Origin of the sequence: Sporomusa malonica (genome assembly GCF_900176355.1) — a bacterium.
Classification (GTDB): Bacteria; Bacillota; Negativicutes; order Sporomusales; family Sporomusaceae; genus Sporomusa; species Sporomusa malonica.
The window spans coordinates 24,958-40,713 of record NZ_FWXI01000020.1 but is presented as its reverse complement, the minus strand read 5'-3'; the positions used below and the strand labels follow the sequence as shown (position 1 = coordinate 40,713).

Sequence of the window (15,756 nt, the reverse complement as noted above, 5' to 3'; positions counted from 1 at the left end):
GATGAAACAAATTCGTGTGCCAATCGTAGCAAACCTATACAGCGAATAAATCAGGCCCTTCCTTAGCAATATCCTAATCATTCATTGATAGTAGTATATATCCAGCAGACTCGTTTTATTCATTTTTCTGGCTTGCGATCGTGGAATAAGTTTACACTTTTTCCACGTATGTCAACCCTGTTAATACACAGAATAACTTAGTTAACGCTTCTAGGAGCGGCATGGTAAGTCGCGAAGTTGCCAGTCGCATGGTTTCAGGCGGTCCGGGAATAAAGGCTAGTTTACCTGGAAAAAGATTCCTGGAATTTACTAACCCACCATCAGCCACATTGGGTGTATCGCCGAAAACAACTTCCACCCATCCGCCCCGCTCGGCAATTGTGCGAACACCAATCTGTCGCGCCATATTTTTGATCCTGGCAACAGCTAAGAGATTGGTGACAGGCAGTGGTGGCTCACCAAAACGGTCGATTAGCTCATCAATCAGTTCAATCAAATGTGCTTCCTGGCGCACAGCAGCAATCCGCTGGTATATCTCAATCTTATGCATAGCATCACTGATATAGTCGCCAGTCAGATAGGCATCGATATTGAGTTCAATGGTTGTGTCTGGAGGCAGCGAAACAGTGTTGCCAGTCTTGAGTTCCTCAACTGCTTCATCAAGCAGACGGCAATACATTTCAAAGCCGACACTCACAATATGCCCGTGCTGTTCGCGGCCTAATATGTTGCCTGCGCCTCTGATTTCAAGATCACGCATAGCAATTTTGAAACCTGAGCCCAGTTCGGCAAATTCTTTGATAGCCTGCAGCCGTTTCTCAGCCACTTCAGTAAGTACTTTGTCCCGCCGGTAGGTAAAATACGCATACGCCATGCGATGAGAACGCCCAACCCGCCCGCGCATCTGATACAATTGGGACAAACCAAAATGATCGGCATCATACACAATAATGGTATTGGCATTAGGTACATCCAGGCCATTTTCGATAATACTTGTGCAGATAAGCACATCGTCACGGTTTTCATAAAAGTCCAGCATAACCTGCTCTAATAGTTCCTCAGGCATCTGTCCGTGGCCTGTTTTTATTGTAGCATCAGGCAAAATTTCGGTTAAGCGCTGGCGTACTTTATCAATAGTCTGTACTCTATTGTAAACAAAATACACCTGGCCGCCACGTTTTAGCTCACGAACAATGGCCTCACGAATGATCTCTTCATTATATTCAACAACATAGCTTTGTACGGGGAAACGGTCCTCAGGCGGCGTCTCAATAATGCTCATATCACGCGCACCTACCAGCGACATATGCAGAGTGCGCGGTATCGGGGTGGCACTAAGGGTAAGCACATCCAGGTTAGACCGGAGTTTTTTCATCTTTTCCTTTTGGGCTACGCCAAACCGCTGCTCTTCGTCAACAATCAGGAGTCCCAGATCTTGGAACACTACATCTGATTGCAAAATGCGATGAGTGCCAATGAGCACGTCTACCTGTCCAAGCGCCAGTTTTTGCAGGGTCGCCTTTTGCTCCCGCGCACTCCGGAATCGGCTGACAACGTCAACGACTGGGCCAAAACCGGAAAAGCGCGCACTAAACGTCTGATAGTGCTGCTGCGCTAAGACAGTGGTAGGTACCAGCACAGCCACTTGTTTGCCACTCATAACAGCTTTAAAGGCGGCACGAATGGCCACCTCGGTCTTACCGAAACCGACATCGCCGCATAATAGCCGGTCCATAGGCCGCGGCTGTTCCATATCATGAGTTACTTCTGTAATGGCCTGCAGTTGATCTGGTGTTTCCTCATAAGGAAAGGCGTCTTCAAACTCTCGCTGCCAGGGCGTGTCAGGGCCAAAGGCGTAACCTACCTGCAATTGGCGCTGGGCGTATAGTTCAATCAGTTCTTTAGCCATGTCAGCGACAGCGGCTTTGGCCTTGGTTTTGACCTTGAGCCAATCACTACCGCCCATTTTGCTGAGGCGCGGCACTTCACCTTCGGCGCCGATATATTTTTGTAAAAGCCCTACCTGATCGGTCGGCACATATAGCTTGTCATCACCCGCATAGCGGATATGCAGATAATCTTTGTGAACGCCGCCGACTTCCAGTGTCTCGACGCCAACATACTTACCAATACCATGATTGATATGAACAACATAGTCACCAAGATTGATATCACGAAAATAAGTAATCTGCTGGTCCTTGCCAACACGGGGCCGGCGTTTTTTCTTCTGCCGTCCGAATATATCAAGCTCAGTTAAAACAACCAGCTTGGCCTGCGGCAGCTCAAAGCCACCTGACAGTGTACCTGCCAGCACAATGACCGTACCAGGAATGAGCGGCATATTCCCTGTCTGAGCCATAATTGCTGTTATTCCCTCGTCAAAGAGGTTTTGACGAATATTTTCCGCCTTATCCCAGTTAGGCATAAATAAGGCAATGTTGTACTTTTTATCCTGCCAATTTTTGATTTCGGTAATCAACATGTCAATTTGGCGATGAAATGGCGCAATGCCTTTGGCTGTAATGCTAATAATTTCCGTAGGCTGCGTATTTGGGATTTTCTGCAGCAAGAGTGATAAATAGACTACATTATACGCTTGACAAGCAGCCGTCATTTCAGTCCAGCCAAAGACCCGGCGTTTTATATCCGGGTTTTCTTTGACGATTTTGGTCATCTGCTCTCTGATTCGTGCCGGTTCGTCTAAAATAAGACAAGAGCCAGCCGGCAGGTAGGAGGCAAAAACCGCAGGCTTACCACTTGATTCAGGTTCAGTCAGCGGCATAATGTCTGCTAAAGCCAGATCTGCTACCGAACGCTGGCTGGTCGGATCAAACTCACGTAACGAATCAACCTCGTCCCCAAATAGTTCAAGCCGGAGCGGCAAGCTCCGGTTAACAGCAAAAATATCAATAATACCGCCGCGTACACTAAACTGTCCGGCGCTGTCTACCTGGTCGACCCGCTCATAGCCGAACCCGACCAAAGAGCTGATCAGCTCCTCACGACTTACCACCCCGCTGCTGCTAACCGTAATCCGGCTGTTCAAGAATTCTTGCTTGGGAAGTACTCTCTGCATAGCAGCTTCAGCAGCTGCCAAAACAATAATTTTTTCTCCCCGCGCCATGCGGCTCAAAACATCCATACGTTTTGCCGCCAGCTCAACGCTCTTGGCAGCCGCCGCAAAGGTGACAATGTCAATAGCCGGTAGTTCTACTACCGGCACATAGGGCAAGAGTGCAGCAAAATCAGTTCGCAGCATCTCATTTGCCTCGTGACCGGCGGTGATTATGACTGTCGGCCGGGGCGAAGCCTGAAATGCAGCAGCCATAAGCACACTTTTTTGCGAACCGGTTACGCCGTAGATTACACTCTGAGCATCCACCGCCCTAAAGGCGGCTTGAGCTGCTATAAGCTGCTTATCCTCATGTAAGGCGGCAAATAGCGTCAGCATTGTTTTTTCTCCCATAAAAAGTACCTCTCACCAGTCCAGGTAGTACCAAAAGGGCTTTAGCCTAGGCTAAAGCCCTTATATATATGTGTTTAAGAAATAATCACTATGTTTAGTGTATATAGCCTTTGTTGATGGCAGGCATGCCTAGTGAAACATTATCGTCAAGTCCCATCGAGGTAATACAAAAATCACAGAGCGACTTAACATGGATAGCATTTTGCTCGACATCAGTCTTAATTATATCCTGACGTTCCTGAGCAGTCAAGCAATCAAACCCAAACTTGGTCTCATCTACCTGATCTACTTCTAATGTATCGATATGATCGCCGCAATATTCGCAAGTATAAAAAATTTTCACAGATGCTCCCTCTCTTGTTAGTTTTTGGTCATTTTTCCAGAGACCAGCCTGACAACAGTAACATTATAGGCTAGATGCACTATAATACCTGCAGCCAAACCAAGCCATACACGGCCTGTCACAAACAGTATGCCGGCGGTAACGGCCCCGAACAGACTGTGCCCGGCAATACTTAGCAGCGGGGCAGTCAGGTTCTTACCGCCGTCCTGGTGCCAGTCATACGTGGCCTCAATTACGCCAAATACCATATGCACGTCAATAATGCCAGCCCCTAGATAATACGCAAACAGCGTTTTGGCCGCTTCTTCAGTAATCGGTCCCAGGCTTATGACTGTTATCGGCCCAATATACCGCAAAAACAGCTTGTTCAATAGAAAACTCAGGCCGGCCATCAGCGCGGCGATCACATAGGCCATGAATACCTCGCAATCTCACTATTCTTCAATGGTACAACTATTATTCCCCGAAAAAACAGGCCTATATACTGCGCTGTATCTATCCGGTAATTTTTGCTTTGTCAGGGAATATTCGACAGGAAAAAAGGTTGTAAACGGCGAAATCATAAAGTAGACTTAGCTTCAGGTGGGGTTTTAACCCCATCTGAAGGTTAGTCGCCCTTATCCAGGGACTTAGCCGCTCTTAACTCCCACTTGTAGAAGATGGGAGTCTTAGAGCGGGTTAGTCATCGGATTAACAATGATTCATTGAATTCATATTTTGGAGGGATAGTTTTGCAAAAATCTTGTAAGCAATTATTACGGCTGGCAGCGCTGGCTTTAGCTGTTATCTGGTGCCTGCCAACAATTACTCAGGCTGCTCCGAAGCAGCCTGCAGCCCCGCCTGCGCCAGTTAAGGTGACTGTGCTGGCAACTGCCGGCCTGAACGGCCATATCATTAACTGGGATTATAATCTTCCCGGGTCTGCCGATTTTGGCCTTGTTAAAATTTCGAGTCTGGTGAAAAAAGAACGCCAGGGTAACCCCTACACCCTCTTAGTCGATGCTGGCAATACGCTCTCAGGCACGCCCCTGACTCGCTATTTTGCCACCGAGCCATCCAAACTTCCTATTCCGATGATTGCCATGTACAACTATCTGGACTATGACGCACTTGTGCTTGGTGAAGGTGAATTCGCCTACGGGCCTGATTACTTATCCAAAGCACTCGCTGCTGCGAAATTTCCTGCACTGGCAGCTAACGTCCATAGTTCCGGCAGCCTCGGATCTGCTATAAAACCGTACACGATTAAAGAATTTGAAGTAGGCAAAGATAAAAAGAAAGAAAAGATCCGTATCGGCATTATCGGCGTATCGGCAGCCAGCCCTGACAGCACCCCACAGAATTATACCGGACTTAAGTTTAGCGATCAGACAGCCGCAATTAACGCTACAGTTAAAAAGCTGAACAATAAAGTGGATGCTGTAATTATCGTCAAAAATAACGGTTTGGAAGTTAACGGAGTTATGGCTGCCTCCCCCGGTAAATTCGGCAGCAGCTTAAGCCGGACCGAGCTTACTTTTGAAAAGATTAATAAGAAATGGATGTTGAAACAAACTGAAACTACAAGCATTTATGCAGTAGTTGCTCCGGTTGATAAGGCGATGGCGGATGCGGCGTGGCCTTATCATGATGCTACACTACAACACATAAGCAAACGTCCATAGCACCCCACCTGCTTCGTTGTCAGTCCGGGCGCTTGCTAACGTACTTCCCAGTACGCCGCGCTTCACGTCCTCCTTCCGCCTCGCATCTGGGGCACTCTGAACGTTCGCGGCGCAATTCATTACTTCAAGGAATAGCGACTCGTTTCAGCTTTGCTGAAACATCGGGATACTGGGGAATGGTGGAGAGTCTCCTTCACCCGATTGGCTCAGACACATGCGAAGTCTTAACACAGCGTATAAATAAAAAAAGATTGCCACGTCTTAGCGACGTGGCAATTTATTTTTTACGGCAGTAATCCCATTGGGTCTACTGGCTGCCCATCTTTTTGAACTTCAAAGTGCAGATGTGGTCCGGTTGAGTTGCCGGTGTTGCCCATTGAGGCAATCCGCTGGCCTGCTCGTACGTATTGGCCCCTTTCGACAAAGTAGTCGTCAAGATGACCATATAAGCTTACATAACCGCTGCCATGATCAATCATAACGGCATAGCCGTAGCCACCCCGCCAGCCGGCCCAGATAACCCGGCCAGCCCGGGCGGACATGACATAAGTACCAATGTCATTGGCAATATCAACGCCAGCGTGCAGACGCCCCCAGCGCCAGCCGAATGGCGAGGAGATTTCGCCTCTAGTCGGCCAAATAAAACGGCTGTAGGATGCCCGTGCTACCGCTGTGTCAGCTCTGGCCCAGCGTGCGCCGGGAATAAAGAGTTTCTCGCCAGCAGCAACATCATCACTGCTCTTCCCATTAGCAGATTTAATTGTTTCAACCTGTACACCGTATGTATGAGCAATATCCCATAAAGTATCACCAGTATCTACTTGGTGCATAACGCCCTTATTAGGGAGGATGACTAACTGGTCGCCGGGGTGGATAAGGTCGCTGGTGCCGGGGTTGGCTGCCGTAAGTGTCTCAAGGTCAATGCCGTGGTGCTCGGCTATTCCACTCAAGGTATCGCCAGCAACAACAGTATATTGCTGGATGACTTGCTTGCTGGTCTCAGGTGCAGTAACTGGCGCTTGAATAGCTTGTTGTTCGACCCGTGACGGTACAGTCACCACAGGTGCTTCAGGCAGTGACTGCACGCCACTGGGAGCTGCCCATACACCAGCCAGTAATGCAACCCCGCCCACATAGGCCCATTGCTTGGCATTCATTTTCAGCAAATTCAATATCGTCACCTCGCTTACTAGGCTTATCAGTCAACATTAGTAGGCTGTTGACCTAAACTATCCCCAGTATTAGCATAAGCGACAGGCCCTCAAAATATGCATGACTTGGATTATTTTTCTGTAGACATACCTAAAGAAAACGAGATTGCCACACTATGGCTCGCAATGACGGTACAGGGAACAGGCCCTCTTTTCATTACGAACATATGTGAAGCAATCTCGTATTTTCGTTACAACCTATGCCCGCTTAATTGGCATAGGTTTTTTATCAAACTTATGGATGGCGTCAACAAACCGCACAGTACCGGTCGAGCCACGCATTACAATCGAATGTGTGCGGGCACCACCGCCAAAATACCGTACTCCGTTCAAAAGGTCTCCCTGAGTAATGGCAGTAGCCGCAAAAATGACCTCGTCACCTTTTACCAAATCGTCTATTGTAAATACTTTGTTGATATCAGCAATCCCCATGGCCTTAGCCCGTTCTATATCGGTATCGCTTTCCGGCCATAGTCTTCCCTGCATATCTCCACCCAGGCATTTAATGGCAGCTGCTGCCAATACCCCTTCAGGTGCGCCACCGATGCCTAAGAGCATATGGACAGCGGTACCCTCAATAGCCGCATTAATAGCTGGCGATACGTCACCATCAGTAATTAGCTTGATCCTAGCCCCAGCATCGCGGGCTTGCTTAACAATCGAAGCATGTCGCGGGCGGTCGAGAATGACAACCGTGAGGTCTTCTACCGAGCGGTCAAGCGCCGAGGCAACAGCTTTCAGATTCTCTATCACAGGGGCATTTATGTCAATCTTTCCTTTGGCCCGCGGCCCAACAGCGATTTTATCCATATACATGTCTGGCGCATGCAGCAAGCAGCCGCGTGGCGCTATGGCCAGCACGGCAATAGAGCCAGGCAGACCTTTGGCGACCAGATTAGTCCCTTCCAATGGATCAACGGCAATGTCTACTGCGCGGCCGCCGTGACCAACTTCCTCGCCAATATAAAGCATGGGAGCCTCGTCCATTTCCCCTTCGCCAATTACCACACGCCCACTGATATTTACCGTATCAAAGGCAGCACGCATAGCATCTACAGCCGCCTGATCTGCGGCAATTTTATCTCCGCGTCCCATCCAACGACCACAGGCAACAGCCGCAGCCTCAGTAACTCGTACAAATTCCAGTGCTAGTTCACGTTCCATAGTGTTACATCTCCTTAATTCTTATGAGGAAAATTTATGCCGGGCCTCGGCCCGGCAACCTCTACTCTCCAAGACTGTTCAGAAACGAAAAGTTATCAACAGTCTTACATGTTGGCTTTTTGCCAGTCAGCCAGGAAGCGTTCAATCCCTGCGTCAGTCAGCGGGTGATTTAAGAGCGATACCAAAACTTTGGCAGGCACAGTAGCGATATGAGCCCCCGCCAGCGCTGCTTGGGTAACGTGCAGAGGATGACGGATGCTGGCGGCAATGATCTCTGCCTCAATACCGTGAATGGCAAAAATATCGGCTATATCCTTGATCAGTCCAATACCATCCTGGCTAATATCATCAAGGCGACCTACAAACGGGCTGACAAAAGCAGCACCCGCCCGGGCAGCCAAAAGCGCTTGATTGGCTGAAAAAATCAGAGTAACATTGGTTTTGATCCCCTCTGCGGCCAAGGCACTTACTGTTTTTAAACCATCAATGGTTATAGGAACTTTAATGACCACATTATCGCCAAGCTTAGCCAGATCACGCGCCTCCGGCAGCATCTCTTCGAATTTGGTGCTGATTACCTCGGCACTTACCGGTCCTGGCGTCAGTGAAGCAATCTCTTTTATTACTGCCTTAATATCCTGTTTTTCTTTGGCAATCAGTGATGGGTTGGTGGTCACACCGGCCACAATACCTACTGGCAAAATTTCTTTGATCTCGACAATATTGGCTGTATCAAGAAAAAATTTCACTGTAACCTCACTCACTTTTCTTTTAACATTCTATTTTCCTTGCTTATTTACGGCTAGTACGTCTAAGAGGAACTAGTTCAATAATGCCCATGGCAGACACCTGCGCCAAGTCGTGCTCGTCTTTAGCAGGGATAACCAGCCGCCCGTCACATTGACTGCAGGAGATTTCGATGGCATCGACAAGCACCTCGGCTTCAACATCTGAATTGCCACAACAGCAGTATACCCCTCCCTGCTCGGCAATATCATGAATTTTATTTAAAATTTCCAATAAAATTTGCGAGTTTTCTATCCCTTGACCGTCTGGCTGCTGCGCCATTTCACTGGCTATGCTAGCGACTTCCTGCTTATGTCTGGCAATGGTTTCGGCAATAGCGGTAGGGCTGCCAATAAAACCAAGCTCAAGATTAGCCTGGGCACAATATATCCTACTTGCCTTCGGCTGCAGGAACAGCTTGCTGTCAAGAAATATTAAGTGATTGGTCTCACACACTACGCAGGGAATATCCAATAAATACTGATGCCGCCCCGCGCTGGCAATGGCACCTTGTACCTGACCGCAGCTGCAGACAAGCTGACGCCGAGAGTTATTAATAACAAACCGGGAGACATTATGCAATTCAATATTACCACACCGTGCGCAATAAAGCGCCAACGTGGAAACAGCGCTAATGACCAATTGATATCCCCCCCTTGCTCCCTATACTTCGCCACCAGCGGAAAAATTCCTGCCTAACTTAATTAACTTGGCAGCTTCAGGTAAAGCAAACCGCAGTTGCCCAATCCTTTAAGGTCTAAAGCTGACGGCAGTAATTAACCCGGGGCCTGTATGCCCCGGGTCATCCCTTTGATTTAGCCAATTAGCCGCTGGCGTGTCTCAAAACTATTGTCGATATGTGCCTCAATGATCTGGCATAAGGACATAATATCAAACGGTTTGGTAATATAATCTCGCATGCCTGCTTCCCGAGCCTCGTTAACCATATCCAGTTCGCCGTAGGCAGTCATCATAATTACCTGATCACCCTGCCCGTGCCGTTTCAGTTCCTTTAATGTTTCAGTTCCTTTAATGTTTCAATTCCATCCATACCAGGCATCTTCATATCCATTAAAATTACATTTGGTTTCGTATCTGTCGCAACCTGTATACCCTCATAGCCATTAGCGGCTGTCATAACACTGTAACCTTCATCCTGGAGAACTTCAGTAAGCAATCTTCTAATTCCAGGTTGGTCATCAATCACTAGAATAGTAGCCTGGGACTTACCCATAGTCTCTGCACCTTGCTTTCTCCATAAAATTCGTTCGGATATCCGTTATTTTCCTAATATAACCATATTCGCAATTAATTGAATTTTTCCTGCTAATTTCTGGAAGAAAATAGAAATTATTTTGTTTTTTTTCTAATTATTATGGAATTATTTTTAAACTGGCTGGATTTATGCTAAAATTTGTAATAATGAGAGCTTAACCCACTCTTAATTTTAAAGAAAACACGGCTTGCGCCGAGCCTTGGCGAAAGCGGAAGTCGATGTTGCCTTATCCAGGCGGAAAGTTATACTTTCTAACAGGACAAAAATAATTCCGTAACGAGGTAGATGTAATTATGCTTGGGCTACTGCATACTATTTTCAATTTCCTGGTAAGGCACAAAGCTGCCTTTATTTTTACAAGTGTACTCGGGGCCTATCTAGCCCCATTTATTATTTTGCGGCAAAATGCTCACTTTACCATCAACGATAATCTTGACTGGATTACCGCTTGGACAGTTCTGGTAAATAGCGGTAAAACATTTGACCTTACAGGAACCGTTAGTCAAATGCTAGGTGAATTACCGCGGAGTTGTCTTCCAAGCGGGTTTAACATTATTACCTGGCTATATCTCATTTTACCGCCGTTCCGCGCTTATCTTGTCAATATGCTGCTTGTACATAGCACCGCATTTATTGGCATGTTTCTTTTGCTCAGGCACTATGTTATCTCCGATCAGCGTCAGGCCTGGCTAGCGTGGGCGGGCGCGGCATCTTTTGCTACCATCCCCTTTTACACCGTCTACGGACTGTCAATTGCCGGACAGCCCTTACTATTCTATGCGATGCTCAATGCATTTAATGCTAAAAAAATGACAATACCCGCCATAATCATTATTATTTTTTCCTTGTATTCGTCACTACCGCTGGTGGGTGTGTTTATCCTGGCTGCACTTGGGCTGGCTGCTTTGTACGATTACTGGCGAACCCGCCAGAACCGCCCCAAATTTTGGGGAGCGATCGCGCTCTTAGCTGGTGCTTATTGTATAACTGAAGTATGGCTTATCTATAATGCTTTTTTTAGTGAAGGTTTTGTATCAAGCCGTGAGGAAATTAACCGGGTTCTCCTAGGGCAATCCCGGGATTGGCCAGGCGTCCAGGCGCTCATTATGGAGAACTTTATCAACGGGCAATATCATGCTGTCAGTTTACACAGATATATTCTCTTTATCGCCGTGCCGCTGGCACTGGTTCTTGGCTGGCGACAGAAACGCGAGTGTAAATTAATTGTGCTGTTATTAGCTCTGGCACTCTGCCTGTCAGTTTTCTATGGACTGCGCTATTCAGAGCTCTTTATGACAACAGTCGCAGGCATCAGTTTTTTTAATACTTTCCAGATCCAACGGTTTCACTGGCTGCATCCACTCCTATGGTATACTATTTTTGCCCTGAGCTTAACTGTTATCGCCAATATCCGGTACATTGGCCGACTGCTGGCAGCGCTTATACTTGTACTGCAGCTGGGGTATTTATTTGGTAATAATATTGAGTACCAACTGGTCATTAAAGAGCAAACAGGCGTCTCCGTTATGGAGAACGCCTGGCTGTATGAGAATATCAGCTATGGAGAATTTTTTGCAGACAGCCTACTTAAGCAGGTAGATCACTACATTGGTCAACCAAAGCAAGAATACCGTGTTGCCAGCATTGGCCTCTATCCAGCCATTACCCAATATAACGGCTTCTATACACTTGATGGACGGCTCAATATTTATCCACTTGAGTATAAGCACGCCTTCCGGCAAATCATGGCCAAAGAATTGGACAAGAATCCCTTCTGGCAGCGATATTTTGATAACTGGGGCATAACCTGTTATCTCTTTCCTGCTGAGCTTGAATATTACCAGGTAAGAAGGTCTTATCAGCTAAAGCTTACCTCTATGGAGCTTGACATAGCGGCCTTCAAAAAATTAGGCGGCCAATATATCTTATCGGCCGCCGAAATAACCAATTATCGAGAAAATGGTCTTGACTTTTTACAGCGGTTTACTGAGCCGTGGTCGCCTTGGGAGATTTACCTCTACCAGGCACGTTAGCCATAAAATGGAAGGTGTATAAGGGCTGACCCGGCAAAAATAACGAGCACGGTAATGGTTCCGATTAAGGCCAGCATCGGCGCCACAAGCACTAGGACGGCTTTGATGCCTGACAGACCATGAGCGCCCCGCAGGGCGGCCACATGGAGAGAAAGTGTCCAAATAACAACAATTACGCCAATAACACCGAAAGCTGCTCCCTGGATACCTGCTGGCAACAGGGAGGCAATTACCCATAACGGCATGACAACTACCCTGGGCAGGTGAGAAAAACCTAAGGCAGCAAACAAGCCAACTGCCGTTCCTCGTCCGCCGAAGAGCTCGGCAACAAAGGTGAGTACAGCTGCACTGATTACCCAGAAGAGTAAACTGCCGATGCCATGGAGAATAAAGAGGAAACCGACGGCCGGAACGCCTGTTGTATCTTTAATACCAGCATATACTGCCCAAACCGGAACAAGCATGCCTATGGTAAACATGACCAGCGCTTGCCCGGTCAATTTTTTTTCGGCAATAATCTGCATAGCCTCTTTAGGGTTAAACAATACATCATAGACGGTCTCAAGAAAACTGCCCATTAAATCCCCTCCCCTTAATAGCTCTGGGGCATGGCCGACTGATTGGCCGAGAGCATTTCTTTTAGACGCTTAAGCATTATCTGGTCTGTATTTAAACTGTCCTGAGCACCTAGCAGCGCTTCAATGGCGCCCATTTTGCCATATTCAACAATTTCAGGCTTTCCTTGAATCCCAACCATGGCAGCTGCGCCGTCAATGGCATCATACATGTTGCCTAGTTCGTCGACAAGACCCAGTTCTTTGGCCTGCCGCCCTGTATAAATACGGCCATCTGCCAATTGGCGTACTTTCGCCGGGTCAAGGTGGCGCCCTTCAGCAATTACCTCAACAAATTGATTGTACATGTCGTCAACCATATCCTGAATGATGGCACGTTCCTCATTTGTCAGCTGACGATCAGGTGATAGAATATCTTTATGCGGCCCGCTCTTAATTTTTTCCTGACGAACTCCAATTTTTTTGTATAATTCTTCCCAATTGGAATATGGCATGTATACGCCAAGGCTGCCGGTAATTGTGGAGGGGTTGGCATAGATTTTATCTGTGCAGGCCGCCAGCCAATAGCCACCAGAGGCTGCCATGTCAGCCATTGAGGTGATGACCGGTTTGCCTGCAGCCCGAAGTTTTTTTAGTTCTTCCCCAACTTCCTGCGAGGCGGGTACTGTGCCGCCAGGGCTATTGATTCTAAGCACAACTGCCTTGACAGATGCGTCATCCCTGGCAGCATGCAGTTGGCGAATCAGGTGGTCTGTACCACCACCCTCGGTAAATAGACCGACTTGACCGCGGCCACCAATAATCATTCCTTCGACATAGATGATGGCTAATTTGTCACTATTAGCCAGTTTCCTTTGTTTAAGGCCGGGAGTGGTAAACAGTGCGGCAATCATAGATATGCCGATAAGTAAGGCTAAGAAAAGAACGACTGACTTCTTAAACACAAGCCTACCTCCTTTAAATTGGTAAATACCCGAAGGATACGTAAAGCACTGTAGATAATTCTTTTGCCTTCTGCTTTAAAAGAAAACTGTTGGAGAAACCTCCAACAGTTTTTTACATTATATCTTACCCCGCTTATTGGCTAGCGATGCTTTGACAAAATCCCTAAATAGCGGATGGGGATTAGTCGGACGCGACTTAAATTCCGGATGGAACTGGGTGCCAACAAACCAAGGATGATCTTTTATTTCAACGATTTCAACAAGCCGCCCGTTAGGGAGCGTACCGCTGATCAACAGACCTGCTGAGGACAGCTGCTCACGATAGGCATTATTAAATTCAAAGCGATGACGGTGGCGTTCGTAAATAATTTCGTCCTGATAAGCCTTATAGGTAAGCGTATTTTCCATAACTTTACAAGGATAAACCCCAAGGCGCATGGTACCACCTTTGTCTTCCACAGCTGCCTGTTCTGGCATAAGGTCAATAACAGGATAAGGGGTGTCTGGATTAAACTCTGAGCTATGAGCATCAGTTAAACCGCAAACATTACGGGCAAATTCGATGACAGCTGACTGCATGCCAAGGCACAAGCCAAAGAAGGGAATTTTGTTTTCGCGGGCATAGCGGATGGCTTTAAGCTTGCCTTCTACACCCCGGTCACCAAAGCCGCCTGGCACCAGAATGCCGTCAATATCAGCAAAATATGCAGCTAGATCTGTCTGTCCGTCTTCAATATCCTCAGCATTTATCCATTTTATTTCAATGGCAGCATCATTGGCGATACCGCCGTGGCGCAAGGCTTCAGATACACTCATGTAAGCATCCTGCAGTGCGACATATTTACCAACAATAGCAATGCGTACATTTTGGGACGGATGCATAATCTTGTCCACCATCTGCCGCCAATCAGTCATATCAGCCCCAGTGTCCGCAAGGTTAAGTTTCTCCATGGCGATGCGGTCAAGGCCTTCTTTCTCCAGCATAAGCGGCACTTGATAGATACTGGCCGCATTTTTGTTCTGGATAACGGCATCGCCGTCAATATCACAGAATAAGGCCAGTTTCTCTTTCATCTCCGGGGAGATTTCATGCTCAGTACGGCACACAATGACATCAGGATGGATGCCGATACTACGAAGTTCTTTTACACTATGCTGGGTAGGCTTGGTTTTGAGCTCACCTGCTGCTGAGATATAAGGCACAAGCGTAACGTGAATATAGAGTACGCCGCCTTTACCTACTTCCTTTTTTACCTGGCGTATGGCTTCCAGAAACGGCAGGCTCTCAATATCGCCAACAGTACCGCCGATTTCGGTAATAACTACATCGGCATTGTCTTCTTTACCAACCCGGTAGATGCGTTCTTTTATTTCATTGGTAATATGAGGAATTACCTGGACTGTACTGCCGAGGTAATCGCCTTTACGTTCCTTATTGATCACTGACCAATATATCTTGCCGGCTGTGACATTTGAGCTCTTGCTCAAGTTAATATCAATGAACCGTTCATAATGGCCAAGGTCTAGGTCTGTCTCACCGCCATCTTCAGTGACGAATACCTCGCCATGCTGATAAGGGCTCATGGTGCCTGGGTCAAAGTTTATGTACGGATCAAACTTCTGAATGGTGACTTTAAGCCCGCGGCTTTTCAGGAGACGCCCGAGCGACGCAGCCGTAATCCCTTTACCAAGTGAAGATACCACGCCGCCGGTCACAAAAATATACTTAGCCATAAAAAAATATCCTCCTACTAACTCTCCATGGTGGTTAATAATCCACTAACATTCTCAATTTTTCTAACCTAATTATGCCAAACATTTAATGATTTTATTAGTTGATTTCAATCTCTTCTTCATCTTCCTCAAGTTCGGCATCGCCTTCAAGCAAATCAGCCGGCTCTTCCGCGAGGCCGGCCTCCTCATGATCAAAATCCTGCTGAATAGCAGCAAAAAGTTTTTCCCGCCGTATATCACCCTGACTGGCAGCTGCAGTATCCTCAACCTCGCGGAGACTAATACGTTGTGGTGACCACTCGGTCAAGCCCCAGGTGCTTTTGCCAGTATGGACAAAACGGCTATCCAGGTTAATTTGGGTGTGAATTTCTGCGATAACATGCGCCGGCGGACGAACGGTACTGCCCTTTGCGGCAACTACCCGGTCAATTAACTCCCGGTAGTATAATGGATGGCCTGCAGTTTTTAGAATTTGATATGCTAAAGTAATTTCCTCTAGCCCATTTTTTGATGTATTATTTACCATAATTTAACCCTCCGCACTTAACAATCCGCTTCTT

General features: G+C 47.2%; 15 protein-coding genes. 2 read left to right on the top strand and 13 right to left on the bottom strand.

The features are described 5' to 3' along the window. Window positions 1-151: 151 nt before the first annotated feature. The 3 genes from mfd to B9A22_RS18985 all read right to left on the bottom strand — a co-directional run bounded on the left by mfd (window position 152) and on the right by B9A22_RS18985 (window position 4,225). Window positions 152-3,451, bottom strand: a complete 3,300-nt coding sequence (gene mfd / locus B9A22_RS18995) for a transcription-repair coupling factor (RefSeq protein ID WP_084577568.1) — start codon at window positions 3,449-3,451, stop codon at window positions 152-154. 109 nt (window positions 3,452-3,560) lie between these two features. After that, window positions 3,561-3,809, bottom strand: coding sequence for an anti-sigma-F factor Fin (locus tag B9A22_RS18990; protein ID WP_084577516.1), 249 nt, complete (start codon window positions 3,807-3,809; stop codon window positions 3,561-3,563). Between the two features lie 17 nt (window positions 3,810-3,826). Continuing rightward, window positions 3,827-4,225: a hypothetical protein gene (locus B9A22_RS18985; protein ID WP_084577515.1), complete on the bottom strand. Its 399-nt coding sequence runs from the start codon at window positions 4,223-4,225 to the stop codon at window positions 3,827-3,829. Between the two features lie 315 nt (window positions 4,226-4,540). On the opposite strand from B9A22_RS18985, the gene B9A22_RS18980 reads away from it, so the two are divergent. Next, window positions 4,541-5,473, top strand: a complete 933-nt coding sequence (locus tag B9A22_RS18980; protein WP_084577514.1) for a bifunctional UDP-sugar hydrolase/5'-nucleotidase — start codon at window positions 4,541-4,543, stop codon at window positions 5,471-5,473. Between the two features lie 284 nt (window positions 5,474-5,757). Here B9A22_RS18980 and B9A22_RS18975 read toward each other — a convergent pair whose 3' ends face one another. The 6 genes from B9A22_RS18975 to B9A22_RS26390 all read right to left on the bottom strand — a co-directional run bounded on the left by B9A22_RS18975 (window position 5,758) and on the right by B9A22_RS26390 (window position 9,868). Continuing rightward, a complete protein-coding gene (locus B9A22_RS18975) occupies window positions 5,758-6,654 on the bottom strand; it encodes a peptidoglycan DD-metalloendopeptidase family protein (RefSeq protein WP_425441425.1) in 897 nt (298 codons plus the stop codon). Window positions 6,655-6,882: 228 nt separating this feature from the next. Further along, window positions 6,883-7,848, bottom strand: coding sequence for a class II fructose-bisphosphatase (gene glpX, locus B9A22_RS18970; RefSeq protein WP_084577512.1), 966 nt, complete (start codon window positions 7,846-7,848; stop codon window positions 6,883-6,885). Window positions 7,849-7,952: 104 nt separating this feature from the next. Continuing rightward, window positions 7,953-8,597, bottom strand: coding sequence for a fructose-6-phosphate aldolase (gene fsa, locus B9A22_RS18965; protein ID WP_084577511.1), 645 nt, complete (start codon window positions 8,595-8,597; stop codon window positions 7,953-7,955). 43 nt (window positions 8,598-8,640) lie between these two features. Continuing rightward, the gene (locus B9A22_RS18960; RefSeq protein WP_084577510.1) at window positions 8,641-9,276 is read right to left on the bottom strand and encodes a hypothetical protein; all 636 of its coding nucleotides are present in this window, start codon (window positions 9,274-9,276) and stop codon (window positions 8,641-8,643) included. Window positions 9,277-9,449: 173 nt separating this feature from the next. Further along, window positions 9,450-9,608, bottom strand: coding sequence for a response regulator (locus tag B9A22_RS26395; protein ID WP_281252414.1), 159 nt, complete (start codon window positions 9,606-9,608; stop codon window positions 9,450-9,452). Between the two features lie 38 nt (window positions 9,609-9,646). Then, on the bottom strand, window positions 9,647-9,868 hold the full coding sequence (locus tag B9A22_RS26390) for a response regulator (RefSeq protein WP_281252413.1): 222 nt from the start codon (window positions 9,866-9,868) through the stop codon (window positions 9,647-9,649). Between the two features lie 335 nt (window positions 9,869-10,203). Here B9A22_RS26390 and B9A22_RS18950 point away from each other — a divergent pair, with 335 nt between their 5' ends. Beyond that, window positions 10,204-11,943, top strand: a complete 1,740-nt coding sequence (locus B9A22_RS18950; protein WP_084577509.1) for a DUF6044 family protein — start codon at window positions 10,204-10,206, stop codon at window positions 11,941-11,943. On the opposite strand, the gene B9A22_RS18945 is transcribed toward B9A22_RS18950, so the two are convergent. From B9A22_RS18945 to rpoE, 4 genes are all read right to left on the bottom strand, one after another. Next, window positions 11,940-12,521 (bottom strand): Yip1 family protein, encoded by a 582-nt coding sequence (locus B9A22_RS18945; protein ID WP_084577508.1) that lies wholly within the window; start codon window positions 12,519-12,521, stop codon window positions 11,940-11,942. The two genes, B9A22_RS18950 and B9A22_RS18945, sit on opposite strands and share 4 nt — an antisense overlap. Window positions 12,522-12,535: 14 nt before the next feature. Beyond that, window positions 12,536-13,462: a signal peptide peptidase SppA gene (gene sppA / locus B9A22_RS18940; protein ID WP_084577507.1), complete on the bottom strand. Its 927-nt coding sequence runs from the start codon at window positions 13,460-13,462 to the stop codon at window positions 12,536-12,538. 117 nt (window positions 13,463-13,579) lie between these two features. Then, on the bottom strand, window positions 13,580-15,196 hold the full coding sequence (locus B9A22_RS18935; protein WP_084577506.1) for a CTP synthase: 1,617 nt from the start codon (window positions 15,194-15,196) through the stop codon (window positions 13,580-13,582). A gap of 97 nt (window positions 15,197-15,293) precedes the next feature. Further along, window positions 15,294-15,722: a DNA-directed RNA polymerase subunit delta gene (rpoE, locus tag B9A22_RS18930; RefSeq protein ID WP_084577505.1), complete on the bottom strand. Its 429-nt coding sequence runs from the start codon at window positions 15,720-15,722 to the stop codon at window positions 15,294-15,296. Window positions 15,723-15,756: the final 34 nt, after the last annotated feature.